General features: G+C 77.2%; 25 protein-coding genes and 1 tRNA gene. 9 read left to right on the forward strand and 17 right to left on the reverse strand.

All coding sequences use genetic code 11. From position 1 onward, the window contains the following. Positions 1-120 precede the first annotated feature (120 nt). From ACFO3M_RS18045 to ACFO3M_RS18060, 4 genes are read left to right on the forward strand one after another with little or no spacing between them, the layout of a single operon-like run. Positions 121-1,071 (forward strand): ABC transporter ATP-binding protein, encoded by a 951-nt coding sequence (locus tag ACFO3M_RS18045; protein WP_387991955.1) that lies wholly within the window; start codon positions 121-123, stop codon positions 1,069-1,071. Positions 1,072-1,096: 25 nt separating this feature from the next. Next, positions 1,097-1,885 (forward strand): ABC transporter permease, encoded by a 789-nt coding sequence (locus ACFO3M_RS18050; RefSeq protein ID WP_387991958.1) that lies wholly within the window; start codon positions 1,097-1,099, stop codon positions 1,883-1,885. A gap of 41 nt (positions 1,886-1,926) precedes the next feature. Continuing rightward, positions 1,927-3,132 carry a sensor histidine kinase gene (locus ACFO3M_RS18055; protein ID WP_387991961.1) on the forward strand — a complete coding sequence of 402 codons (1,206 nt, stop codon included), beginning with the start codon at positions 1,927-1,929 and terminating at the stop codon, positions 3,130-3,132. Continuing rightward, positions 3,129-3,734: a response regulator gene (locus tag ACFO3M_RS18060; protein ID WP_387991964.1), complete on the forward strand. Its 606-nt coding sequence runs from the start codon at positions 3,129-3,131 to the stop codon at positions 3,732-3,734. The genes ACFO3M_RS18055 and ACFO3M_RS18060 overlap by 4 nt, the downstream gene beginning before the upstream one ends. Positions 3,735-3,753: 19 nt before the next feature. Here the strand turns inward: ACFO3M_RS18060 and ACFO3M_RS18065 are convergent, their stop codons facing one another. The 10 genes from ACFO3M_RS18065 to ACFO3M_RS18110 all read right to left on the reverse strand — a co-directional run bounded on the left by ACFO3M_RS18065 (position 3,754) and on the right by ACFO3M_RS18110 (position 10,371). Next, complete coding sequence (locus tag ACFO3M_RS18065) at positions 3,754-3,945, reverse strand: hypothetical protein (protein WP_387991967.1); 192 nt, start codon at positions 3,943-3,945, stop codon at positions 3,754-3,756. Continuing rightward, positions 3,945-4,196 carry a hypothetical protein gene (locus tag ACFO3M_RS18070; protein ID WP_387991969.1) on the reverse strand — a complete coding sequence of 84 codons (252 nt, stop codon included), beginning with the start codon at positions 4,194-4,196 and terminating at the stop codon, positions 3,945-3,947. Before ACFO3M_RS18070 ends, ACFO3M_RS18065 begins: the two co-directional genes overlap by 1 nt. A 151-nt stretch (positions 4,197-4,347) precedes the next feature. Then, entirely contained in the window at positions 4,348-6,192 is a 1,845-nt protein-coding gene (locus tag ACFO3M_RS18075; protein WP_387991972.1) for an acyl-CoA dehydrogenase, read from the reverse strand. 147 nt (positions 6,193-6,339) lie between these two features. Then, positions 6,340-6,768 (reverse strand): lipopolysaccharide assembly protein LapA domain-containing protein, encoded by a 429-nt coding sequence (locus ACFO3M_RS18080; RefSeq protein ID WP_387991975.1) that lies wholly within the window; start codon positions 6,766-6,768, stop codon positions 6,340-6,342. A gap of 70 nt (positions 6,769-6,838) precedes the next feature. Next, positions 6,839-7,024, reverse strand: a complete 186-nt coding sequence (locus tag ACFO3M_RS18085; RefSeq protein ID WP_387991978.1) for a hypothetical protein — start codon at positions 7,022-7,024, stop codon at positions 6,839-6,841. A 46-nt stretch (positions 7,025-7,070) separates the two neighbouring features. Beyond that, a complete protein-coding gene (locus ACFO3M_RS18090) occupies positions 7,071-7,496 on the reverse strand; it encodes a hypothetical protein (RefSeq protein ID WP_387991981.1) in 426 nt (141 codons plus the stop codon). A gap of 68 nt (positions 7,497-7,564) precedes the next feature. Next, entirely contained in the window at positions 7,565-8,233 is a 669-nt protein-coding gene (locus ACFO3M_RS18095) for a TetR/AcrR family transcriptional regulator (protein ID WP_387991984.1), read from the reverse strand. 148 nt (positions 8,234-8,381) lie between these two features. Further along, the gene (locus ACFO3M_RS18100; RefSeq protein WP_387991987.1) at positions 8,382-8,522 is read right to left on the reverse strand and encodes a hypothetical protein; all 141 of its coding nucleotides are present in this window, start codon (positions 8,520-8,522) and stop codon (positions 8,382-8,384) included. Positions 8,523-8,661: 139 nt separating this feature from the next. Next, on the reverse strand, positions 8,662-9,747 hold the full coding sequence (locus ACFO3M_RS18105) for a PfkB family carbohydrate kinase (protein WP_387991990.1): 1,086 nt from the start codon (positions 9,745-9,747) through the stop codon (positions 8,662-8,664). 33 nt (positions 9,748-9,780) lie between these two features. After that, on the reverse strand, positions 9,781-10,371 hold the full coding sequence (locus ACFO3M_RS18110; RefSeq protein WP_387991993.1) for a DUF6328 family protein: 591 nt from the start codon (positions 10,369-10,371) through the stop codon (positions 9,781-9,783). Between the two features lie 109 nt (positions 10,372-10,480). Here ACFO3M_RS18110 and ACFO3M_RS18115 point away from each other — a divergent pair, with 109 nt between their 5' ends. The 4 genes from ACFO3M_RS18115 (at position 10,481) to ACFO3M_RS18130 (ending at position 13,395) form a co-directional block, all read left to right on the forward strand. After that, positions 10,481-10,825, forward strand: a complete 345-nt coding sequence (locus ACFO3M_RS18115; protein ID WP_387991996.1) for a DUF3140 domain-containing protein — start codon at positions 10,481-10,483, stop codon at positions 10,823-10,825. An 8-nt stretch (positions 10,826-10,833) separates the two neighbouring features. Beyond that, positions 10,834-11,616, forward strand: coding sequence for a methyltransferase domain-containing protein (locus tag ACFO3M_RS18120; protein WP_387991999.1), 783 nt, complete (start codon positions 10,834-10,836; stop codon positions 11,614-11,616). A gap of 40 nt (positions 11,617-11,656) precedes the next feature. Next, positions 11,657-12,685, forward strand: coding sequence for a type III polyketide synthase (locus ACFO3M_RS18125; RefSeq protein ID WP_387992002.1), 1,029 nt, complete (start codon positions 11,657-11,659; stop codon positions 12,683-12,685). A 68-nt stretch (positions 12,686-12,753) separates the two neighbouring features. Then, positions 12,754-13,395, forward strand: coding sequence for a response regulator transcription factor (locus tag ACFO3M_RS18130; RefSeq protein WP_387992005.1), 642 nt, complete (start codon positions 12,754-12,756; stop codon positions 13,393-13,395). A gap of 16 nt (positions 13,396-13,411) precedes the next feature. On the opposite strand, the gene ACFO3M_RS18135 is transcribed toward ACFO3M_RS18130, so the two are convergent. From ACFO3M_RS18135 to ACFO3M_RS18150, 4 genes are all read right to left on the reverse strand, one after another. Then, the gene (locus ACFO3M_RS18135) at positions 13,412-15,064 is read right to left on the reverse strand and encodes a sensor histidine kinase (RefSeq protein ID WP_387992008.1); all 1,653 of its coding nucleotides are present in this window, start codon (positions 15,062-15,064) and stop codon (positions 13,412-13,414) included. 67 nt (positions 15,065-15,131) lie between these two features. Beyond that, complete coding sequence (locus tag ACFO3M_RS18140; RefSeq protein ID WP_387992011.1) at positions 15,132-15,614, reverse strand: universal stress protein; 483 nt, start codon at positions 15,612-15,614, stop codon at positions 15,132-15,134. Between the two features lie 51 nt (positions 15,615-15,665). After that, positions 15,666-16,478, reverse strand: a complete 813-nt coding sequence (locus tag ACFO3M_RS18145; protein WP_387992014.1) for a putative protein N(5)-glutamine methyltransferase — start codon at positions 16,476-16,478, stop codon at positions 15,666-15,668. 70 nt (positions 16,479-16,548) lie between these two features. Next, positions 16,549-18,795 (reverse strand): putative bifunctional diguanylate cyclase/phosphodiesterase, encoded by a 2,247-nt coding sequence (locus ACFO3M_RS18150; RefSeq protein ID WP_387992017.1) that lies wholly within the window; start codon positions 18,793-18,795, stop codon positions 16,549-16,551. Between the two features lie 130 nt (positions 18,796-18,925). Here ACFO3M_RS18150 and ACFO3M_RS18155 point away from each other — a divergent pair, with 130 nt between their 5' ends. Next, a complete protein-coding gene (locus tag ACFO3M_RS18155) occupies positions 18,926-20,284 on the forward strand; it encodes an aminotransferase class V-fold PLP-dependent enzyme (RefSeq protein ID WP_387992020.1) in 1,359 nt (452 codons plus the stop codon). A 10-nt stretch (positions 20,285-20,294) separates the two neighbouring features. Here the strand turns inward: ACFO3M_RS18155 and ACFO3M_RS18160 are convergent, their stop codons facing one another. From ACFO3M_RS18160 to ACFO3M_RS18170, 3 genes are all read right to left on the reverse strand, one after another. Then, complete coding sequence (locus ACFO3M_RS18160; protein ID WP_387992023.1) at positions 20,295-20,828, reverse strand: TOPRIM nucleotidyl transferase/hydrolase domain-containing protein; 534 nt, start codon at positions 20,826-20,828, stop codon at positions 20,295-20,297. Positions 20,829-20,889: 61 nt separating this feature from the next. Continuing rightward, positions 20,890-20,960 (reverse strand) — tRNA-Gly (locus ACFO3M_RS18165). A 61-nt stretch (positions 20,961-21,021) separates the two neighbouring features. After that, positions 21,022-23,703 carry an ATP-binding protein gene (locus ACFO3M_RS18170; protein WP_387992026.1) on the reverse strand — a complete coding sequence of 894 codons (2,682 nt, stop codon included), beginning with the start codon at positions 23,701-23,703 and terminating at the stop codon, positions 21,022-21,024. Between the last annotated feature and the right edge of the window lie 4 nt (positions 23,704-23,707).

The raw sequence follows: 23,707 nt of genomic DNA on the forward strand, positions 1-23,707 counted from the left end.
GTCTGCGGGCCCAGGTCGTGAGGGACGGCACCTGTGCCGGGCCCGGACCGGCGGCAGCGTGGGGACGTGCCCCGGAGGACCGGCCGACAAGGAGCCGGCGGGGCGCGAGGAGGAGGCCCCGTGCAGCTCACCCACCCGCGCGCCGACGTCCGCACCCGCGGGGACGCCGGCGCTCCCGCCGTCGAGGTCACCGACCTGCGCCGCCGTCACGGCGCCGTCGAGGCCGTCCGCGGCATCAGCTTCGAGGTCCACCCCGGCGAGGTGTTCGCCCTGCTCGGCGTCAACGGCGCCGGCAAGACCTCCGCGCTGGAGGTGCTCGAGGGCCTGGCCCCGGCCTCGGGCGGCACCGTCCGCGTGCTCGGCGCCGACCCGGTGGCCGACCGCGCCGCCGTCCGCCCGCACCTCGGCGTGCTGCTGCAGTCCAGCGGCCTGCCCGCCGACCTCACCGTCCGCGAGACGGTGGCGACCTGGGCGGCCACGCTCACCGGACCCCGGCCGGTGGCCGAGGCCCTGGAGCAGGTCGACCTGACCGGCCGCGCCGACGTCCGCGTGCGCAGCCTCTCCGGCGGCGAGCGGCGCCGGCTCGACCTCACGCTGGCGCTGCTCGGCTCGCCGCGCGTCGTCGTCCTCGACGAGCCCACCACGGGGCTGGACCCCGAGAGCCGCCGCGCGGTGTGGGAGCTGGTCCGCCGCCGCGTGGCCGGCGGCGCCGCGGTCGTGCTCACCACGCACCACCTCGAGGAGGCCGAGGAGCTCGCCGATCGGATCGCGGTCATGCGGGCCGGCCGGATCGTCCTCTCCGGCACCGCGGCCGAGATCGCCGCCACCCGGCCCGCCACGGTCCGCTTCACCCTGCCGGCGGCGGCCCCCGGGCTGCCGGCCGTCCCCGGCGCCGAGGTCGTGGCCACGACGCCGCGGGTCGTGCTGCACACCCGCGCGCTGCAGCCCGTCCTCACCCGCCTGCTGGCCTGGGCCGACGAGCACGGGCTGGTCCTCGGCGACCTGCAGGCCCGCGCCGCCTCGCTCGAGCAGGCCTTCCTCGCCGTCGCCGACGGCGCCGACCCGTCCTGACCGCACGATCCGGGAGGAGCCCCCGATGACCGCCACCACCGCGCCCGCCCCGTCCCGCCTGCAGCGGGTCGCCGCGCTCGCCGGCGCCGAGACCCGGCTGCTGCTGCGCAACCGCACCGCCGTCGTCAACTCGCTGCTGCTGCCGCTGTTCCTCGTCGCGTTCGTGCCCGTGGCCGGGCTCGGCGGCGACGGGCCGCTGGGCCCGCGCCTGGTCGTCACCGCGTTCGCCGTGACCCTGGTCTTCCTCACCTACCACAACCTGGTGACCACCTACGTCGCCCGCCGCGAGGAGCTGGTGCTGCAGCGGATGCGCAGCGGCGAGCTCACCCCCGGCGAGGTGCTGCTGGGCACCGCCGTCCCCACCCTGCTGGTGACCCTCGCGCAGGTGGTCCTCGTGCTGGCCGGCACCGCCGTGATCGGGGAGTGGTCGGCTCCGACCGACGTCGTCCTGCCCCTGGTGGCCCTGCTCGGCGGGATGCTCCTGATGACGCTGCTGGCCGCGGCGAGCACCTCGTTCACCCGCACCGCCGAGAGCGCGCAGATCACCACGCTGCCGCTGGTGGTGCTCGCCTCGATCACCTCCGGCATCGTCGTGCCGCTGACCGCCTTCCCCGAGCAGGTCGCGCAGGTGGTGCGGCTGACCCCGATCGAGCCGGTCGTCGAGCTCGCCCGGCTGGGCCTGGCCGGGCAGACGTGGGACGGCCGGTCGGTCGACTGGGCCGCCGCGCCCCAGCCGCTGCTGGTCCTCGCGGCCTGGATCGCCGTCGCCGCCGCCGTGGCGCCCCGGGTCTTCCGGTGGGCGCCCCGCAGGTGAGCGACGCGGCCCCCGGCGGTCGGTACGGCAGCATGGGCGCCGTGCCGACCGTCGCGCGCTGGTGGCGGGACCGCTCGGACCCCCAGCGCCTGGACCTCTACACCCGCTGGTCGTTCTACGCCTGGCTCGGCCTGACGCCGGCGTGGGCGCTGCTGGTCGTCGCCGGTGCGGGTCTCGGCGACACCGGGACCGCGCGGCTGTACCTGGCCGGCTCGGTGCTCGTCGCCGTCACCACGGTGCTGCTCGCGCGGGCCGGGCTGGCCGCCCGCGCGACGCAGCGCCCGCTGCCCGGCCGCCCGCTGGTCGCCGACGCGGTGGCCGCGGCGCTGGCCTCCGCCCTCGGCGTGGCCGCGACCGTCGGCGCGGGCGCCGACCCCGAGGGCCGGTGGCTGGTGGTGCTGCCCCCGGCGATGCTGCTCACCGCGGTCTCCCCGGTGTGGACGTCGCGGGCGCTGGCCCGCGCCGCGGCCGTCGTCGGGCTGGGCGTCGGCGCGCTGGCGCTGGCGTCGGGGGAGGTCTGGCCGGCCGCGCTGGTGCTCGCGGTGACGTTCGCGGTCGCCGTCACGGGCCTCGTGCTCGCCTTCCGCTTCTCCGTGTGGGTGCTCGACGTCGTCGTCGCGATGGAGCGCAGCCGCGGCGTGCAGCTGCAGCTCGCCGTCGCCGAGGAGCGGCTGCGCTTCGCCCGCGACCTGCACGACGTCATGGGCCGCGACCTCTCGGCGATCGCGGTGAAGAGCCAGCTGGCCGGGGAGCTGGTGCGGCGGCAGCGGCCCGAGGCGGCCGACGAGGTCGCGGACATCAGCCGGATCGCCGAGCGGTCGCTGCGCGAGGTCCGCGACGTCGTCCGCGGCTACCGCAGCACCGACCTGGCCGGCGAGCTGGCCGGCGCCCGCTCGGTGCTGCGGGCGGCCGGCATCGCCTGCACGGTGCACGGCGAGGAGCACGGCGCCGCCCTGCCCGAGCCGGTGCAGGCGGCGCTGGGCTGGGTGGTGCGCGAGGCGGTCACCAACGTCCTGCGGCACAGCTCCGCGGCCGAGTGCACGGTCACGCTGACGGCCGGGGACCCGGTGCGGCTGAGGGTGGAGAACGACGGCGCCGGCCGGGCCGGCGCCGGCTGGGGCAACGGACTGCGCGGGCTGTCCGAGCGGCTGGCGGCCGCCTCCGGCCGGCTGTCCGCGGGGCGGCACGGGGACCGGTTCGTCGTCGAGGCCCGGGTGCCCGCCCGGGCGGTGGAGGAGGTGCGGTGATCCGGGTGCTGCTCGCCGACGACGAGAACCTCATCCGCTCGGCGCTGGCGGCGCTGCTGGCGCTGGAGGACGACCTGGAGGTGGTCGCGCAGGCCGCCTCCGGCGACGAGGCGCTGGCCATGGCGCGGGCGCACGCCCCCGACGTCGCCGTCCTGGACCTGCAGATGCCCGACCTCGACGGCATCACCGTCGCCGCCCGGCTGGGATCGCTGGTGCCCGGCTGCGCGTCGGTCATCGTCACCGGGCACGGGCGCGCGGGGCACCTCAAGCGGGCGCTGGCGGCGGGCGTGCGCGGCTTCCTGCCCAAGACCGTGGCGGCGCCGGTGCTCACCGACGTCGTCCGGACGGTGGCGCGCGGCGGCCGCTACGTCGACCCGGAGCTGGCCGCCGAGGCCATCAGCGCCGGCGACAGCCCGCTCACGCCGCGCGAGGCCGACGTCCTGGAGCTGGCCGCGGGCGGCGCTCCCGTCGAGGAGATCGCCGCCCGCGCCCACCTGTCACCCGGGACGGTGCGCAACCACCTGTCGTCGGCCGCGGGCAAGCTCGGCGCGGCCAACCGGCACGCCGCCGTGGAGGTCGCCCGCCGCCACGGCTGGATCTAGCCCGCCGCCGCGGCCGGGATCAGCTGGCCTCGTTGCCGCCGCGCACCACGGAGTCGTCCCGCTGGGCGTCGTCGTCGGTGGTGAGGGTCGTGTCCTGCTCGCCGCCGTCGGACCGGTCCTCGCCGGGGACGCCGTCGACCATGTTGCTCGCGGTCGGACCGTCGGTGGTGTCCGGGGACTCGCGGTAGCCGGTGTGCTCGGTCTCGCTCATCAGTCCGATCTCCCTCCGGAACGGGGCGTGGGTCCCGGGACCTCGCCGGACGGGCCGTCCGTCCGGGCCCGGGCGACGTCGCTGTCGGCGCGTGCCGGCAGGTCGTCGCCGGAGGCGGCGTCCCGCTCGAGGGCCTCGTCGCGGGTGAGGGGGACGTCGTCGAAGCCGGTCCCGGTGCTGCTGTTGTCGCCCGAGCCCGACGCGGTCGGGACGCCCTGCTGGATGCGGTCGCTGCCCTGCGGGTCGGTCATGGTGCCTCCTGTCCGACGACGCTGTCGCGGGAGGCCATGCCCGCCGTCGCCCCCGCGAAACGGACGACGGCCGCGGGCCGCGGTGAGGTCCTGGAACGGCCACCCCGCCGGGCCCGGCGCCGGGCGTGCGGGGCGGGGGGAGGGGGTCCTCCTAGAACGCGCCCTCGGGGACCTCCATGAGCGCGTTGTCGGTGGCCTCGACGATGGCGCGCTCGCCGGCCAGGCGCGGCAGCACCTGGGTGGTGAAGAAGCGGGTGGCGGCGAGCTTGCCCTCGTAGAACAGGCGGTCCTTCCCGCTCACCTCGCCGGCCAGGGCGGCCAGCGCCACCTCGGACTGGCGGACCAGCAGCCACGCGGTGACCAGGTCGCCGACGGCCAGCAGCAGCCGGCTGGTGTTCTGGCCGACCTCGTAGAGCCTGGTCACGTCCTCCTGGGCGCCGGTGAGCTGCCCGAACATGGCGGCGAGCATCGCCTGGACCTCGCCGAGGGCGGTCGCGAGGTGCGCCCGCTCCTCCTTGAGCCGGCCGTTGCCGGCCTCGGCGTCGATGGTGGCCTGGATCTGCGAGGCCAGCCAGGTCAGCGCGACGCCGCCGTCCTTGACGACCTTCCGGAAGAAGAAGTCCTGGCCCTGGATCGCCGTCGTGCCCTCGTAGAGGGTGTCGATCTTGGAGTCCCGGATGTACTGCTCGATCGGGTAGTCCTGCAGGTAGCCCGAGCCGCCCAGGGTCTGCAGCGACTCCTGCGTGAGCAGCTGGGTGGCCCGCTCGGAGCCGAAGCCCTTGACCACCGGCAGCAGCAGGTCGTTGACGCGCGCGGCGAGCCTCGCCTCCTCGCCGTCGGCGGTGCCGGCGGCCTCGGCCTCGGTGACCCGGTCGCGGAAGCTCGCCGTGTACAGGTACAGCGCCCGCATGCCCTCGGCGTAGGCCTTCTGCAGCATCAGCGAGCGGCGCACGTCGGGGTGGTGGGTGATGGTCACCCGGGGGGCGTCCTTCGACGTCGCGGTGAGGTCGGCGCCCTGCACCCGCTCCTTGGCGAAGGCCAGCGCCTGCTGGTAGCCCGCCGACAGGGTGGCGATCGCCTTGGTGCCCACGAACATGCGGGCGTGCTCGATGACCTTGAACATCTGCGCGATGCCGTCGTGCACGTCGCCGACCAGCCAGCCCCTGGCCGGGACCGGCCCGTCGCCGAAGGTGAGCTCGCAGGTCGTGGAGACCTTGAGGCCCATCTTCTTCTCGACGTTGGTCACGTACACGCCGTTGCGCTCACCGAGCGCGCCGGTCCCGAGGTCGACGTGGAACTTCGGGACGACGAACAGCGACAGGCCCTTGGTGCCGGGCTTCGCGCCCTCGGGGCGGGCGAGCACCAGGTGGACGATGTTGTCGGACAGGTCGTGCTCGGCGGAGGTGATGAACCGCTTCACGCCGGTGATGTGCCACGAGCCGTCGGGCTGCTGCACGGCCTTCGTCCGGCCGGCGCCCACGTCGGAGCCGGCGTCCGGCTCGGTGAGCACCATGGTGGCGCCCCACCGGTGCTCGATCATCAGCTCGGCGAGCCGCTTCTGCTCGGCGTTGCCGAGCTCGTGCAGGACGGCGGCGAAGGCGGCCCACGCGCCGTACATGAACACGGCGGGGTTGGCGCCGAGCACCATCTCGAACGCGCCCCAGGTCAGCGCGTGCGGGGCGCCGAAGCCGCCGAGCTCCTCGGGCAGGTCCAGGCGGTACCACTCGCCGTCCTCGATGGCCCGCACCGAGCGCTTGAAGCTCTCCGGCAGCGTCACCGAGTGCGTGGCCGGGTCGAACACCGGCGGGTTGCGGTCGGCGTCGGCGAAGCTCTCGGCGATCGGACCCTCGGCCAGCCGCCGGATCTCGGCGAGCACGCCGCGCGCGGTCTCGGCGTCCATCTGCGCGAACGGGCCGGTGCCGAACCGGTCCTTGGTGTCGAGGAACTCGAACAGGTTGAACTCGAGGTCCCGCAGGTTCGCGGTGTAGTGGCTCATGCGGTCTGGCTCCGTTGCTCCGTACCGGGGGGACGGCGGGCAGGGGTGCCTACTCGCCGGTAACGAACGTTATTACCGGCGGGTAACCAGGAGCAAGGCCGCGGCCCGGGACACGCCCGCAGGGGTCAGGCGCGTCCCGGGCAGGGGTCAGCGGTTGCGGCGGCGGGCGCGCAGCACGAGGCCGGCCAGCGACGCGACGAGCGCCCCGAGCGCCGCGGCGATGAGCAGCGCCACCACCAGCGGCGCCTGCACGTCACCGAAGACGAGGCTGATCTGCACCGTCTGGCCGTTGAACACGACGAACAGCACCAGCAGGACGGTGACGAACAGCAGCAGGCCGAGGGCGAGGCCGCGGCCGACGGTGCGGCCGGCCGCCCCGGCGCGCGACGGCCCGGAGGGGCGGGGCGTCGCGGGGGAGGTGCCGGCGGGGGAGCCGCCGGCGGACGTCGACGGGGTGCCGTAGCCGCCGGCGGACGTCGACGGGGTGCCGTAGCCGCCGGCGAGCGGGTCGCTGCCGGGCGCGGACGTGCCGGACGTGGGGTACCGGGGGTCGGCGGGCGAACCGGGAGCAGTCATGATCACGGACTGTCCGCGGGACGGCTCCCTCAAACCGCGGACCCCGGGGTTCCGCTCGGGGAGCGGGGCCTCAGTCCCGGTGCGCGGCCGGCTCGGTCTCCGCCGGCGGCCAGGACGGGCCGGCGGCGCCGTCGGCCGGGCCGGTCGCCTCGGGGCCGTCGGAGTCGGGCGCCGGCGGGCCGGACGTGCTGCTGCCCAGCGGGCCGACGGAGCGGGGCTCGTCCGGCTCGGGCATCTTCTGCTCGCGGGTGCTCACCCGCCCGAGTCTGCGGCCCCGGCGGGCGGGCGGCGACCGGACGGCGTCAGTCGTCGAGCGCGGGGCCGGCCTCGTGCGCGGGGTGCCCGGCGGTGCGCTCGCGCTGCTTCATGCGCGCTTCGAACACGTGCCGGTCGCCGTCGGCCAGCTCCTCGCGGGCCCGCTCGTCGAAGGCGCGGAACACCGACCAGTAGTTCGCGTCGTAGTCCTCGACGATCTGGAAGGTCCACCGGTCGGCGATGACGTTGCGGCCCACGAGGTCGCGGTCGAGGTCGTCGGCGAGCTCGGTGTGCCCGGCCTTCCGGAACAGCTCCACCGCCTCCTGCAGGAGCAGGTCCGCCTTGCCGGAGTGCTGGTGGAAGCCGTAGAGCTGGCCCCGGGCCTGCTCGATCGTCTCCAGCGCCTCGGAGAGCTTGCCGAGGCCCTCGACGGTCGTGTCGTCCAGGTCGGGGCGGCTGCGGTCCACGGTCACCGGCCCATCCTGCGGGCCCGGGGCCGGGCCCGCCCGGCGAGCGGTGCGGCTCCCCGCCGGGCGCCGGGTCAGGCGGGGACGGCGACCGGCCCGGCGGGAACCGCGGCGGAGGCGGCGACCGCGAGGTCGGTGAGCTGCTCGGCCAGCGCGCGCCCGTGGGCGGCCGGGCCGTCGGGGCCGAGCAGGCCGCCGGAGAGGTACATGCCGTCGATGATCAGGTGGACCTGGGCGGCGAGGTCCTCCCCGAAGCCGGGCGCGACCTGCTCGGCCAGCCGCTCGAGGCGGGCGTGCAGCTCGAACTTGTAGTCGGCGGCCGCGCTGCGGGCCGGGTGCGCCGGGTCGTCGTACTCGCTGCTGACGTTGGTGAACGGGCAGCCGCGGAAGCCGGCGCGGGTGACGTCGGCGTCGACGTACTCGACGACGGCGAGCAGCGCGGCGCGCGGGTCGTGCTCGTGCAGCAGCAGGAGCTCGTCGACGTGCCCGAGCACCGTGGCCGCCTTGCGGGCCAGGTAGGCGCCGACCAGCTCGTCCTTGCTCTTGAACAGCCGGTAGACGGTCATCTTGCCCAGGCCCGTCTCGCGGACGAGCTCGTCCATGCCGACGCTGCGCGAGCTGCGGGCGGAGAACAGCCGCTCCGCGGTGTCGAGGACGATCGCCTCCCGCTCCGCGCGGCTGCGGCGGACCGGGGCGGGGCTGTCGGCGTCGGCGTCGGCGAAGGAGAGGGCGGCGGCGGTCACGCGGTGGATCGTGCCGCCTGCCGTGACGGATCAGTTCGCGGCACGCCGGGTGCCCGGCACGGCTGCGCGCTCGTGGGTGCCGAGGGGCGAACGCGCAGGTCGGGGCGGTGGTGAAGCGTGGGACCGCTGTGACGACGCGGCGGGCGCGTCAGGCGCGGCGGGTGCGGCGCGGGTTGGCCGGCAGCTGGACGACGCGCTCGGCGGCCGCCTGGGCGGCACCGGACCCCGGGGCCGGCGGGGTGCCGGTGGCGTCGTCGCGGATCCGGTCCTCGGGCCGCACCTCGGCCATGCGGGCCGGCCTGCCCCGCTCGGCCCGGGGGAACGGCCCCCGGCGGGGACCGCACCCGCCCGGGGGTGGGACGTCCGCCACCCCGGGGCGCGGCACGGCCGGGCCGTGCCGGGCCCCGGCCGGGACGGGTCCGTCCCGGTCAGACGTCGGGGCTCTCGGCCGGGCCGTCGCCCAGCGGCTGCCCCTCGGCGGGCTCCTCGGAGCGCGGGGTGCGCCCGGCGTCGCCCTCGTCGCCGGGCGGGTCGCCCTCCGCGCGCTCGGGCGTGCGCGGCGGCCGTTCGGGCTCGGTCACGGCGTCCTCCTCGGGATGCGGCGGTGCGGTCGGGGAGGCCTTGCCCACCTGCGCGCCCGCCAACCCCGGGTCAGTCCACGCGCACCGCCGCGGGCACCCGCGGCAGCACCGCCCGGACCGCGGCCGCGTCGGGCAGGGCGCCCCGCGCGCCCGGGCCGGTCGTCGACAGCGCCGCGGACGCGACCGCCTCCCGCACCGCGCCCGCCAGGTCCGCGCCCCGCGCGACGGCGGCGCCTGCAGCAGCACCGGACCGTCCGCCGGCACCACGAGCGCGCCCCGGGCGCCCAGGGTCACCACGGTGGCCGCGGCGCCGAGGGTGCGGGCGAGGGCGGCCAGCTCCGCGGGCGCCCGCGGCCCCGGGTCCGCGCCGGCCAGCTGCACCAGCTCGTGCTCGTTGGGCACCAGCACCGCCACCCGCCGCAGCAGCTCCGGCGGCAGCGGCTGCGGCGGCGCGGGGGTGAGCACGACGGTGCCCGACGCCGCGTCCGCGGCCGCCCGCACGGTCGGCAGGGGCACCTCGAGCTGCAGGAGCACCACCGCGGCCCGCCGCACGGCCGGCACGTCGACGTCGTCCGGCGTCAGCTCCCCGTTGGCCCCGGGGACGACGACGATGAGGTTCTCCCCGCTGCCGTCCTCGACCGGGATCGTCGCCGAGCCGGTCGGGTGCCCCGGCGTCGGGAGGACCAGGGCGGTGTCCACCCCGGCGTCGGCCAGCGCCGCCCGCTGCCGCTCCCCGGCCGGGTCGTCGCCCACCCGGCCGACCATCGCCACCCCGGACCCGGCCAGCCGCCCGGCGGCCGCCGCCTGGTTGGCGCCCTTGCCGCCGGGGGCGAGCACCGCCGCCCGCCCGACGACGGTCTCGCCGCGGCCGGGCAGCCGCCCGACCGCGACCAGCACGTCCTCGTTGAGGCTGCCGACGACGGTGACGGACACGGGCGACCTCCGGGAGCGCGGTGACGACGGCGCTCAGTCTGCGGGCCGCACCCCGTCGTCCGGCGGGCCGGGCCGGTGGGCGGTGTCCGCGCGCCGCGCCCACAGCGGCAGCCCGTACCAGGTCGCCGTCCCGACGAGCAGGACGCCCACCCCGGCGACGACGCCCGGTCCGCGGCCCAGGGCGACGTCGAGGACGAGCAGCACGCCGGAGCTGATCGCCAGCACGAGCAGGGCCAGGCCCACCAGGAGCAGCCGGTCGCCGACCACGACGAGCACCGCCTTGCGCCGCCGGCGGAACACCAGCCGGTGGAAGGCGACCGGGGCGATGAGGGCGACCGTCGCCAGCGCCGAGGCCAGCAGCGTGACGGTGTAGACGGTGAGCTGGAAGCCGTCGAGCTCGGTGAACCGCTGGGTGAAGGCCAGGCCGAGCAGGAAGGCGAACAGCACCTGCACGCCGGTGATCGCGACCCGCAGCTCCTGCAGCAGCTCGGCGAGGTTCCGGTCGAGGACCTGGTCGAGGCTCTCCCCGCGGGCCTCGGCGTTCTGGGTCGCGGTGGCGACGTCGACGCCGCCGGCGCGCCCGCGCGTCGTCGTCCTCCCGTCGCCGTCCCCACCCGGCACCACGGCCCCCGGGTACCCGGGACGGCGCCCGCCTACCCGGTCCGTGCCCGCGCGCCGTTTCCCGAGGTCGGCGCCGCGGTACCGCCCGGGGGAGACCGACCGAGGAGGGGCCGTGGCCGACGACGACCGGGACGCGATCAGGAAGGACTTCGACGGGGCGGTCAACATGAGCGCCTCGGAGCTGGAGCGGTGGCTGGCCACCGACGAGTCGCAGTCGGTGGGGCAGAAGAGCGGCGGGTCGGGGGAGTCCACCGGGCACGAGTCCGGACGGCGGATCGTCGAGCTCCTGCGCAAGGAGCAGGGCGACCTCACCGACGACGACTACGCGCACATGCGGAAGGTCCACGGCTACGTCCAGCGGCACCTGGCTCAGGAGCCGGCGAAGGAGGACGTCGAGGACTCCAGGTGGCGGTACTCGCTGATGAACTGGGGCCACGACCCGCTGAAGAAGGGCTGACCCCGCCCGTGCGCATCGACGACCCCCGCCGCAACGACCCGGCCCAGTACGACGACCTGGCCGACCAGTGGTGGGAGGTCTCGGGCGGCTTCGCCATGCTGCACTGGCTGGCCGCCCACCGGGCCCGGTACATCCCCCCGGCGCCGGGCCCCGGCGCCCTGCTGGTCGACCTCGCCTGCGGCGGCGGGCTCATGGCCCCGCACGCCGCCCGCCTGGGCTACCGGCACGTCGGCGTCGACCTGGGTGCCGCCGGGCTGGCGGTGGCCGCCCGGCACGGGGTGTGCGCCGTCCGCGGCTCGGTGCTCGCGGTGCCGCTGCGGGACGGGTGCGCCGACGTCGTCGTGGCCGGGGAGATCCTCGAGCACGTCGCCGACGACGTCGCGGTGCTCACCGAGGCCGCGCGGCTGCTGCGCCCCGGCGGCACGCTGGTCATCGACGCCATCGCCGCGACCCGGCTGGCGGAGCTGATCGCCGTCCGGCTCATGGAGCGCGTCCCCGGCGGGCCGCCGCCGGGCATCCACGACCCCGCCCTGTTCGTCGACCGGCGCCGGCTGCTCGCCGCCGCCGACGGCCTCGGCCTGGACCTGCGGCTCGTGGGGCTGCGGCCGTCGGTGCGCGACCTGGTCGCCTGGCGGCTCGGCCGGCGCGACGTCGTCCGCATGCGCGAGCTGCCCACGACGGCGGTGCTGTTCGCCGGCCACGGCCGCCGGCGCGACGCTGCGCGTCCGCCGGGTGACGGCACGCCACCCGAGGAGCGCCGCACCGCCTCCGCCCGTACGGTCGGGGCGTGATCGCCTCGCTGAGCAGCGCGTTCCCCCGGGAGCCCCGCGGGTGAGCGCCGCCGTGCTGACCGGCGCCGGAGCCGCCCTCCCGGCGACCCTCGACCAGGACGCGGCGTGGGAGGGCTTCTTCGCCCGCCACTACGAGGGCGTCCGCGCCGCCCGGCGGATCTGGGCGAGCGCCGGCGTGCGCACCCGGCACGCGGTCGCCAACCCGGTCGACGAGGACCTCAGCCGGTGGAGCACCGGCGCGCGCATGGCCCGCTACGTGGAGGAGGCGCTGCCGCTGGGGAAGCAGGCGGTCGCCGGGGCGCTCGACGACGCCGGCCTCGCGCCGGGCGACGTCGGCCTGTTCGCCGTCGCCACCTGCACCGGGTACGCGACCCCCGGGCTGGACATCCGGCTGGCCAGCGACCTGGGCATGCCCGCCGGTCTGCAGCGGTTGCTGGTCGGGCACATGGGCTGCTACGCCGCGCTGCCCGGGCTGGCCGCCGTCGGCGACTTCGTGGCCGCGCGCTCGCGCCCGGCGGTGCTGCTGTGCTGCGAGCTGACCAGCCTGCACGTGCAGCCGGCGCAGCGGGACCTGGACCAGGTGGTCGCGCACGCGCTGTTCTCCGACGCCGCGGCCGCCGTCGTCGTCGAGCCCGGCGCCGCACGCGGGCGGCGGCTGGCCGGCGTGGTCGCGCGCACCGACCCCTCGACGGCCGACCACATGACCTGGGACGTCACCGACCTCGGCTTCCGCATGGGCCTGTCCCCGCGGGTGCCCGACGTGCTGTCCCGGCACGTGGGCGACGTCGTCGCGGAGCTGCTCGACGGCGCGGGCCTGCGGGTCGAGGACGTCGCCGGGTGGGCGGTGCACCCCGGGGGCCCGCGGATCATCGACGTCGCCCGCGACGAGCTCGGCCTCGCCGAGGCGCAGGTCGCGGCGTCCCGCCGGGTGCTGGCCGAGCACGGCAACTGCTCCTCGGCCACCGTGCTGCTCGTCCTCCAGGAGCTCGGCGACGTCGACGGTCCGGTGGTCGCGATGGCCTTCGGACCGGGGTTGACCCTGTACGCAGCGTTGCTCCTGCCGATCTGACCTCGCAGGACCCTCCGTTTCCGCACTACCCTCTGTGATCCTGATCACGATCGTGGAGGGGGGCGGTCATGGTCACCGGTGCGTCCGTCCGCGTGTTCCTGGTCGACGACCACGAGGTGGTGCGTCGGGGCGTGGCCGAGGTCCTCGAGGACGACCCGGGGCTGGCGGTCGTCGGCGAGGCGGGCAGCGTCACCGAGGCCCTGGCCCGCTGCCCGGCGGTCCGGCCCGACGTCGTCCTCGTGGACATGCGGCTGCCCGACGGCGACGGCGCCGAGCTGATCCGCGAGCTGGGGGAGCGGCTGCCCGGGGTCCGCTGCCTGGTGCTGTCCAGCTACGCCGACGAGGCGGCCGTCGCCGCGGCCGCGGCGGCGGGGGCGGCCGGCTACGTCGTGAAGCAGGTGCGCGGCGCGGACCTGGTCTCGGCGGTGCACACGGTCGCGGGCGGCGGCACGCTGGCGGGCTGGCCCGGGCGGCGGCCGGGGTCCGGGCCCGACGGCGACCGGCGCCTGGCCGCGCTCACCGAGCAGGAGCGCACCGTGCTCATGCTGATCGGGGAGGGGCTGACCAACCGGCAGATCGGCGAGCGGATGGGCCTGGCCGAGAAGACGGTCAAGAACTACACCAGCCACCTGCTGGCCAAGCTGGGGCTGGAGCGGCGCACCCAGGCCGCGATCCTGGCCACCGAGCTGCGCGGCCGCCGGTCCTCCTGACCGGCGGGCCGGGCACTCAGGACCGCTGCGCCCACCCCGGCACCGTCCAGGTCACCTCGGTGCCCGCCGGTCCCCCGGTCGCGGTCAGCCGGCCGCCGCGGCGCTCGGCCCGCTCGGCCAGGTTGGCCAGCCCGCTGCGGACCGTGACCGCGGGCAGCCCGCGGCCGTCGTCGGTGACCCGGACGGACACCGGCGCGCCCGGCCCGTCCTCCCCGACCTCGACCGACACCTCGACCCGGCTCGCGTCCGCGTGCCGGACGACGTTGGTCACGAGCTCCCGCACCACCGCCAGCAGGTCGGTGGCCAGGCCCGCGGGCAGGCCGTCGAGGTCGCCGCGCAGCCGCAGCCCGGGTTGCACCGCCGAGCCCTCCGTGGCCTGCCGCACGGCGTCGGCCACCCCCGCGGCCAGGCCCTCGGGGACGACGTCGTCGTGGAGGCCGAAGATCGCCGAACGGATCTGCCGCAGCGTCCCGTCCAGCTCGTCGACGCTGCGCCCGATGCGGCGGGCGGCGTAGGGGTCGACCTCCTCCAGCGCCCGGCTGATCCGGTCCAGCGAGAGCGCCGTCGCGTAGATCCGCTGGACGACGTGGTCGTGCAGGTCACGGGCGATCCGGTCGCGGTCGGCCTGCACCTGCAGCCGGCGCTCGCGCCGCTGGCTGCGCGCCAGCTCCAGCGCCAGCCCCGCCTGACCGGCGAACGCGGACAGCGCCTCGAGGACCTCCGCGTCGAACGGCTCCCGGTCGGCGCGGCGCAGGCAGACCAGGGTCCCCAGGGCCGGGCCGAGCGGGACGATGACCGCGGAGCGGGCGCCGCGGACGAGCTCGACGGCGACCTCGGCGTGCCGGCCCAGCACGGGGTCCGCCGCGACGTCCTCGACCAGCTCCCCCAGCCCGGTGCGGTGCACCCGGCCGACGTGGGTGTCCTCGAGCGGGACCCGCACCCCGTCGAGCTCGCCGGCCATGTAACCGGCCGAGGCCACGATGGTCAGCGCCTCGGGGTCGCCCTCCTGTGCGATGAGCAGTGCCCCGGCCTCGGCGTCGCTCAGCGCGACGGCCCGTTCGGCCACCGTCAGCAGCACCTCGGCCGGGTCCTCACCCGACAGCAGCTCGGTGGCCACCTCGGTGCCGGCCTGCACCCACGCCCGGCGGCGCTCGGCGGCCTCCGCCAGCCGCGCGTTCTCGATGGCCAGGCCCGCGGCCGCGGCCAGCGCCAGCACCGCCTCCTCGTCGGCCTCGGTGAACGGGCCGCCGGTGCGCTTCTCGGTCAGGTAGAGGTGGCCGAAGACGGCGTCGCGGACGCACACCGGCACCCCGAGGAAGGACTGCATCGGCGGGTGGCCGGCCGGGAAGCCGACGGAGTCGGGGTGGGACCCGAGGTCGTCGAGCCGCAGCGGCCGGGGGTGGTCGACCAGCAGGCCGAGGATGCCGGCGCCGGCCGGGAGGCGGTCGATGCCGGCGCGCGTCTCCTCGTCCATGCCGACGATGACGAAGCGGTCCAGCCGCCGCCCGTCGCGGGTGAGGACGCCGAGCGCGCCGTAGGTGGCGTCGGCGTGCGCGACCGCCGCCTCGACGATGGCGTGCAGCGTCGCCTCGAGGTGCTCGCCGGCCGCGGCCGCCCGCACGCCGGCGGCGAGCGCCGGCGGCGTGCCCTCCGGGCCGGGCGGGGTCACGGCCCGTCCGGAGGGGTCCTGCTGCGCGTCGGGGCGGCCGTCCGCCGGGGTGGTCCCGCCGGAGGGTTCACGCACCGTGCGCGAGGCGGCGGCTCGGGTGGCGCGGCACGACCTGCCGCAGGAGGGCGCGTCCCGATCCGTTCACCAGCACCAGGTCACCGCCGCGGCCGGCGCCGACGAGGGCCTCGAGCAGCGGCCGCTCCAGGGTGGCGGTGCGGACGCGGCCGGTCACGCCCGTCTCGGCGATGGCGCGGACGACCTGGGCCTCGATCCGCTCGAGGACCACGGCGCGGGTCTGCTCCGCGGCCGCGCGCTGTCCGGTCAGCGTCCTCTCGCCGCCGTCGACGACGTCGACGGCGAGCACGGTCCCCTCGCGGCGGGCCGCCTCGCGCAGCGCCCAGACCAGGGCGCCGTAGCCGGAGGGCGAGCCGTCGACGTGGACGACGAGCGAGGGCGCGGGACGACGGGAGAACTGCGGGACGAGCCGGACGGGCTCGACGGGCTGAAGGGACCGGTCCTCGGGCGGAACGGGAGCGGTCGGATCTGCCATGCAGTGATCCTCGCGACACGCGGCGCGTCGGGACAGGGACCAAGGGCCCGGTCAGCCCTCGCGGGCCCCCGTGACGACCGCGGTCCCGTCCTCCCCGGGGCCGAGGACGTCCGCCCGCAGCCCGGCGGCGGCGAGCACCGCGGCGAGCACGGGCGCCTGGTCCTCCCCCGCCTCGGCCAGCAGGACCCCGCCCGGGGCGAGCCAGGCCGGGGCGCCCGCGGCCACGCGCCGGTGCACGTCGAGGCCGTCCGTGCCCCCGTCGAGCGCCGTCCGGGGCTCGTGCAGGCGCGCCTCGGGCGGCAGCAGGGGCAGCGCCGCGGTGGGCACGTACGGCGCGTTGACCACCAGGACGTCGACCCGCCCGTGCAGCCGCCGCGGCAGCGCGTCGAACAGGTCGCCGCCGTGCACCTGCCCGCCCACCGGCGCGAGGTTGCGCCGGGCGTGGTGCAGCGCGGCGGGGGCGACGTCGGCGGCGTGCAGCTCGGCCAGCTCGACGGCGGTGGCCAGCGCGAGGCCGACCGCGCCGCAGCCGCAGCACAGGTCGACCGCGACCGGCGGGCGCCCGTGCCGGTCCCGCGCCGCCCGCGCCACCTCCACCGCCCGCGCGACCAGGGCCGCGGTGCGCCGCCGCGGCACGAAGACCCCGGGGCCGACGGAGACCCGCAGGCCGCAGAACTCCACCTCGCCGAGGACGTGCTCCAGCGGCTCGCCGGCCACCCGCCGTCCGGCGAGGGCGTCGAGCTCCTCCGGTGTGGCCGCGGCGGCGGTCAGCAGGCGGGCCTCGTCCTCGGCGAAGACGCAGCCGGCGGCGCGCAGCCGCGCGACGAGGGCGTCGGTGGCCGCGGCGGAGAGCCCGGGGCTCATCCCCGGCCTCCGCGGGACGGGTCCACGGACAGACCCTGGCACGGCCGCCGGTCCGCGGCCCGGCCGGGCGTCAGTGCGGGGACGCGGCCGGGACGTCCTGCCTGGTGGTGCGGGGCACCGGGGCGGCCCGCAGGGCGGCGCCGGGGGAGTGCGGCCGGCGGCGCTCGGCCCCGGTGGCCACCGCCTCCTCGTGGACCGCCTCCTGGTGCACCGCCTCCTCGTGCACCGCCTTCTGGTGCACCGCCTCCTCGTGCGCCGCGGCGGGCAGGGGACGACCGAGGTGGTAGCCCTGCCCGTACCCGACGCCGAGCCCGCGGAGCGCGGCCAGCTCGTCGGCGGTCTCGATGCCCTCGGCCACGAGGTCCAGGCCGAGCGTCTGGCCCAGCTGCACGATCGCGCCGATGACCGCGTGGTCCTCCGGGCTCGTGGCCACGCCGTCGACGAAGGACTTGTCGATCTTGAGGACGTCGATGGGGAACCGGCGCAGGTAGCCCAGTGACGAGTAGCCGGTGCCGAAGTCGTCGAGGGCCAACCGGACGCCGAGGTCCTTGACCTCCTCCAGCTTGCCGGTGGTGGCGGCGGCGTCCTGCACGAGCAGCGACTCGGTGATCTCGAGGGTCAGCCGCCGCGGGTCCAGGCCGGAGCGGTCCAGCGCCTCGGCGACGTCGCCGACGAGGCTGGGGTGCTGGAACTGGCGCACCGACACGTTGACGCTCATCCGCGGGCCGCTGCCGTCCGGTCGCTGCCACGCGGCGGCCTGGCGGGTGGCCTCCCGGAGCACCCAGCGGCCGATCGGGACGATCAGGCCGCTGTCCTCGGCCAGCGCGATGAACCGCGCCGGCGGCACCAGCCCGTGCGTGGGGTGCTGCCAGCGCACCAGGGCCTCGTAGCCGCTGGTCGTGGCCGACGCCAGGTCGACGATCGGCTGGTAGTGGAGGACGAGCTCCTGCCGGTCCAGCGCCTGGTAGAGGTCGGCGAGCAGGCGCTCGCGCTCGAGGTGCGCGGCGTGGTGGCTGGGCTGGAAGGTCTCGTAGCGCCCCTTGCCGCTGGACTTGGCCACGTACATGGCGATGTCCGCCGCGCGCAGCAGGCCCAGGCCGCTGGCGGCGCACGTCGCCGAGGTGGCGATGCCCATGCTCACGCTGGCGCGGACGGCGCGGTCGGCGACGTGGACCGGCTGGGCGAGGGCGGCCAGCACGCGCTCGGCGACCAGGGGCGCCAGCTCTCCGCTGCGCGCGCCGCTCATCAGCACGGCGAACTCGTCGCCGGCCAGGCGGGCGAGGGTGTCCTCGGGGCGCAGGCAGCCGCCGACCCGCTGGGCGACCACCCGCAGCAGGGCGTCGCCGCCGTCGTGGCCGAGGTTGTCGTTGACGGTCTTGAGGTTGTCCAGGTCCAGGAACAGCACCGCCGACGGGGTGCCGGTGACCCGCTCGCGTTCCTCCGCCGCGCGCAGGCGCTCCATGAACAGCGCCCGGTTGGGCAGGCCGGTCAGGGGGTCGTGGAAGGCCTGCACGCGCAGCTGGTCCTCGAGCTCCTTGCGGTCGCTGGTGTCGCGCGTGGTGAGCACGATGCCGCTGACGGCCGGGTCGTCGAGCAGGTTGCGGGCGGCGGTGTCGGTCCAGCGCCAGGAGCCGTTGCGGTGCCGCATGCGGGCGGCCGGCCAGGTCGCCGGCGGCTCCCCGGCGGCCACGCGGCCGAGGTGCTCGCGGAAGCCCCGCACGTCCTCGGGGTGGACCAGGTCGTGGACGTCTGTGCCGATCAGCGTCCCCGGCGGGTAGCCGAGGACCCAGCCCACCGACGGGGTCTGGTACGTCACGGTGCCCGCGGTGTCGACGACGGTGATGACGTCCGAGGCGTTGCGGACCAGCGACCGGAAGTGCTCCCCCGCCTCCAGGGCGTCGAGCAGGCTGTTGAAGGCGCGGGCGGTCTCGCCGAGCTGGTCGTCGGAGTCCACGGTGATCCGCTGCGACGTCGACTGCGACCAGTCCCCGGTCCGGCTGGCGTGCGAGATGGTCTGCGCCACCGAGTGCAGGTGGGTGCTGAGGACGGCCAGCCGCCCACCGACCAGGCACCGGCACAGCGTGTAGCTCAGCCCGCCGACCAGGAAGCCGGCGACGAGACAGGCCGCCCGGAACACCGGGCGGTCGGCGTACTGGGCGGGGACCCCGAGGCCCGTGGCGAACGGCGGGAAGACCAGCCCGACCGCGATGCCGAGGCCGACCATCCACACCGCGAGGTCCCAGAACACCCGCGAGGTGAGACGGAAACCCCGGGGCCGTCGCCGGTCGCCGTCGACCCGGAGCTGCAAGGCACTCATGCCCAGGGACGTCGTCACCGTGCCCGGGCGCTTTGAGGCCGGTGACCGGAGATCACCCTCAGGGGGTGGACCCGGGCGGGAGGCGCGGCGCCGGGCTCGATTTCGGCCGGGACGTGCCGATGGGGATCCCATGCGACTGGTTCCCGACACCTCCCCGGGCCGGCTCGTCGGCGAGGACGTCCGCGTCCCGACGGCCGGCGGGGGGCTCACCCGCTACGTCGACCTCGACGCCGCGGCCACCAGCTCGTCGTCGGTCCGGGTGGCCCGGGCGGTGCAGGAGTTCCTGCCCCGCTACTCGAGCGTGCACCGCGGTGCCGGCGCGAAGTCCCGGTACACCAGCGCCCGCTACGAGGCCGCCCGCGAGACCGTGCTCGCCTTCGTCGGGGCGGACCCCGCCACGCACGAGACCGTCTTCGTCCGCAACACCACCGAGGCGCTGAACGCGCTGGCGTTCCGGCTCGGGCTCGAGCCGGACGACGTGGTGCTCACCACCGCGGTCGAGCACCACGCCAACCTGCTGCCGTGGCGCCGCGCCGCGCGGCTGCGGGTGGTCGAGGTCGGCGCCGGGGGGACCTTCACGGCCGAGGACGTCGTCGCCGCGCTCGACCAGCGCCCGACCCCGCGAGTCCTGACCCTCACCGGCGCCTCCAACGTCACCGGCTGGCTGCCCGACCTGGCCGCCATCACCGCCGCCGCCCGGGAGCGCGGCGTGTTCGTGGTGGTGGACGCCGCCCAGCTGGCGCCGCACCGGCCGATCGACGTGACCGCCCTCGGCGTCGACGCCCTCGCCCTGTCGGGGCACAAGGCGTACGCGCCCTTCGGCGCCGGCGCGCTCGTCGCCCCGCGGAGCCTGCTCGGCCGCGGCGAGCCCCTGCTGGTCGGCGGCGGCGCGGTCCGGGCGGTCTCCTTCGACGACGTCGTGTGGGCCGGTGCCCCCGACCGGGACGAGGCCGGTTCGCCGAACGTCGTCGGCGCGGTCGCGCTGGCCGCCGCGGCCGAGGAGCTGGCCGAGGACTGGCCCGGCCTGCTCGCCCACGAGCGCGCCCTCACCGCGGCGCTGGACGCCGAGCTCGCGACGGTCCCGGGGCTGCGCCGCCTCGGCCCGGTGACGGGGGACCGGCTGCCCGTGGCGGCCTTCCTCCTCGACGACCTCCCGCACGGTCTGGTGGCCGCCCGGCTGTCCGCGGAGTTCGGGATCGGCGTGCGCAGCGGCTGCTTCTGCGCCCACCCGTACATGGCCCGCCTGCTGGAACTGAGCGAGGAGCAGGTCCGCGCCTTCCACGACGCGGCCCGGGCCGGCGAGGTCCGGCTGCCCGGCGCCGTGCGCGCCAGCGCCAACCGCGGGACGACCCTGGACGACGTCGCGGCGCTCGGGGCGGCGCTGCGCACCGTCGCGGCGACGCCGGAGGAGAGCGCCCGCTACCGCGTCGACGAGCGGGGCGAGTACCTGCCCGGTGAGGCGCGGACGCCGGTCCTGCTGGGGGCCTGACCCCGGGAGGTCAGACGCGGGCGAGCAGCGACCTCAGCGGCGGCGGGTACGCCGCGGGCTCCAGCCGCTCGACGAGGGCGCGCGCGTAGCGGGCCTTGCGCCCGCTGGTGGTGCCGAGGAAGCGGCGCAGCTGCGCGTCGGCCGGGCGCCCGCGCTGCGCCGGCTGCCGCCGGAAGGTGGTCAGGGCGTGGGCCTCGCGGTGCTCGGCGACGGCCGCCTCGACCCCGGCCGTCCCCACCGCCCGGACGAGCTCGTCCTCGAGGTCGGCGACGCAGGCGGAGAACCCGGCCGTCGCCGGGTCGGGCACCCCGAGCGCCCGGCGGACGACGTCCCGCTCGGCGAGGTCGTAGAGGCCGGCCACGCGGACGCCGGGACCGATCGCGGCCAGGTGGCGGCGGACGGCGTGCGCACCGCCCATCGCGACCACGTCCACGCCCTCGGCGGCCAGGTCCCGGCCCAGGCCCCGCGCGGCCGCCAGCACGGCCTCGCGGTCGCTGACCCCCTCGACGAGCACCACCGCGCGGAGGACGGGCGGGAGCGGCACGGGCGGACGGTCCCACGCGGGGAGCGGGGAGGCCACCGGGTTGCCGGGTGGAGCGGAGGAGAGCGGGTGACGGGAATCGAACCCGCACTGTCAGCTTGGGAAGCTGATGTTCTGCCATTGAACTACACCCGCGACGGCCTGACGGCCGGACGCCAGCGTAGCAAGGGCGGCGGCATCGGTCGGCAGGCCGGGGTCAGCCGGCGGGCCGGGGGCTGCGGATGGTCACCGTGGTCCCCTCCGGCCCCGGAACCGCGGTGACGTCGGCGAACGCGCTCATGAGCATCGAGCCGCGGCCGCGGTCCATGCTCGACGTCCGCTCCTTCCACTGCCCGTGGTCGCGCACCGCGATCTCCACCGCGCCGCCGTCGACGGCCACCCGGACGTCCACGTACGGCTCGCGCGGGTCCTGCGCGTGCTCCACCGCGTTGGTGGCGGCCTCGCAGGCGGCCAGCACGAGGTCGTGGACGCGGTCCTCGTCCAGGCCGGCGTCGGTGAGCAGCGCCCGCAGCCGGCGGCGCAGCGGCGGGATCGCCGCCGCGCTCGAGGGGAACCGCCAGGTCGTCGTCGTCGCACCCGGGAGGTGCGCCGGGGTCGGCGCCGCGGGGGCGGCCGGGACGGCGTCGGCGGCGCGGGGACGCGGCGGCGCGGGAGCGGGGACGGCCGGGGCGGACGGCGACGGGGCGGCCGGGGGCGCCGGCTCCCGCCGGCCCCGGGAGCGCTCGAGGACCGCGCGCAGCCGGCCGAGCAGCTCCGCGGACTCGAACGGCTTGGGCAGGTAGTCGTCGACGCCGGCGTCGAAGCCCTCGACCGCGGCCTCCTGCCCGGCCCGCGCGGTGAGCATGACCACCGGGACGGCGCGCGTCGCGGGGTCGGCCCGCAGCGCGCGCAGCAGCCCGAACCCGTCCAGGCCCGGCATCATCACGTCGCTCAGGACGACGTCGGGACGCACCCGCGCGACGTCGCGCAGGGCCGCCTCGCCGTCGGCCGCCGTCCGCACCGTCCACGACGGCGACAGCAGCCGGGCGAGGTAGGCGCGCATGTCGGCGTTGTCGTCGACGACGAGCACGGTGCCCAGCGGGTCGGGCGACGGGGCGGGCCGGCGCAGGTCGTCGTCCCACGGGGTGAGCGCGGCCGCGCGGACCGCGGCTGCCGACGCGGGCGGCGGGGTGTCGGTGTCCGGCTCGCCGAAGGGCAGCCGCACGGTGAAGGTGCTCCCGGCGCCGGGCTCGCTCTCCACCTCCACGGTGCCGCCGTGCAGCGCGACCAGCTCCCGGACCATCGCCAGGCCCAGGCCGGTGCCCTCCCGGCTGCGCGCGGGGGAGCCGGTCACCCGGTGGAACCGCTCGAACAGCGCCGGCAGCTCGGCGGCGGGGATGCCCACGCCGGTGTCGGCCACCCGCAGGACCACCTCGTCGCCCTCGGCGCGCAGGGAGACGGTGATGCCGCCGACGAAGGTGTACTTGACCGCGTTGGCGACCAGGTTGAGGACGACCTTCTCCCACATCCGCGGGTCCACCGCGGCGGGGCGGGGCAGCGGCGGGCAGTCGACGTCGAGGGTCAGGCCGGCCCGCTCGGCCGCGGCGCGCAGCACGCCGGCCAGCTCGCCGGTGCAGGCGGCGAGGTCCGTGGCCACCCGCACCGCGGCCGTGCGCCCGGCCTCGATGCTCACGAACTCCAGCAGGTCGTCGACCAGGCGCTTGAGCCGCTGGCCGTTGCGCAGGGCGAGGGTGAGCCGCTCGCGCACCGGCTCCGGCAGCTCCCCGCCCGAGTCGGCGAGCGCGTCGGCGATCGGGGCCAGCAGCAGGGTCAGCGGCGTGCGCAGCTCGTGGCTGACGTCGGAGAAGAACGTCGTCTTGGCCCGGTCCAGCTCGGCCAGCGCCTCCGCCCGGGCGCGCTCGGCGGCGTAGGCGCGCGCGTCGGTGACCGCGCCGGCGACCTGCGCGGCCAGCAGCTGGTGGAAGGTGCGGTACTCCTCGTCCAGCGCCCGGTTGGGGCTGACGCCGACCAGCAGGGCGCCCACCGTCTCGCGCCCCGCTCCGCCCGACAGCGGCAGCGCGACCGCCCGCTCCACCTCGTCACCGAACGGCCCGCCGGGCACGTGCAGGCCGGCGACGTCGACCGCGCCGAGCTCGGCCGCCGCGCCCACCGCCGCCGGCAGCGCCGCGGCGCCGACGCCCGCGGTGGCCACCCGGTGCAGCCGGCCCTCGCCGTCGCCCAGGTAGACCGCGGCGAACGGGACGTCGAGCGGGTCGGCCCCCAGCGCCCCGCACACCCGGACGGCCAGGTCGCGCTCGTCCTCGCGCCGGCCGGCCGCGGTGGCCACCTCGTGCAGCAGCCGCTGCCGCCGCTCGGCCACCACCTGGCGGGTCACCTCGGTGCACACCGCGTGCATCCCGGCCACCTCGCCGTCGTCCCCGAAGGCGGGGGCGTGCGAGACGGTGAAGTAGGTCTCCTCGCGGTAGCCGGCGCGCTCGAGCAGCAGCAGGAGCTGCGGGATCCACGAGGCCTCGCGGGTGGCCATCGCCCGCTCGACCGGCTCCTGCAGCGCGGCCCAGCCCTCGGCGAGGGTGATCCGCAGGTCGTCGCCGATGGCGCCGGGGTGCTTCGCGCCGATCAGCGTGGCGTAGGCGTCGTTGTAGAACTGCGTGTACTCCGGGCCCCAGGTCAGGATCATGGGGAACCGCGAGGCCAGCACGGTGCGGACGGCGTAGCGCAGGCTCGCCGGCCAGCTCTCCACCGGCCCGACCGGCGTCGTCGCCCAGTCGAAGGCGGCCATCAGCCGGCCGTTCTCGCTGCCGCCGGCGAAGACGTCCTCGGTCCCGGGGCCCGCCGCGACGCCGCGGACCCCGCCGGACGCGACGGGATCCGGCGCCACGCAC

Origin of the sequence: Geodermatophilus arenarius (assembly GCF_042654585.1) — a bacterium.
Classification (GTDB): Bacteria; Actinomycetota; Actinomycetes; order Mycobacteriales; family Geodermatophilaceae; genus Geodermatophilus; species Geodermatophilus arenarius.